The sequence below is a fragment of the Paraburkholderia sp. SIMBA_054 genome, from assembly GCF_046534875.1.
Lineage (GTDB): Bacteria > Pseudomonadota > Gammaproteobacteria > Burkholderiales > Burkholderiaceae > Paraburkholderia > Paraburkholderia hospita.
This window is the reverse complement of sequence record NZ_JAWRXV010000861.1, coordinates 1-269: the sequence shown is the minus strand read 5'-3', so window position 1 is coordinate 269 and position 269 is coordinate 1. Positions and strand designations below refer to the sequence as shown.

At 55.4% G+C, this 269-nt stretch carries 1 pseudogene; it reads right to left on the bottom strand.

Annotated features, from left to right (window positions below):
• Positions 1–269: pseudogene (locus SB822_RS57565) on the bottom strand (hypothetical protein); the annotation flags it as partial.

Here is a 269-nt window from a genome sequence, read left to right as displayed (position 1 = left end):
ATAGCGCTATCGCGACATTGGTAGCGCGTCGTTCGGCCTCTTCCGCCTTGTGCCTCTTCCAGGGCATGTCGCCCTTTTCGACCATGTCCTCAAGCGTCTGCCAGTCGCGCAGCGTATCCATCGAGCGCCAGAAGCCCTCATATTTATAGGCTATCAGCTGGTTTTCGGCGATCAGACGGCCGAATGGCTCAAGCACCAGTTCCTCGCCTTCGCGCATATAGTCGAAGATTTCCTTGCGGAAGAGGAAGTAACCGCCATTGATCCAGATA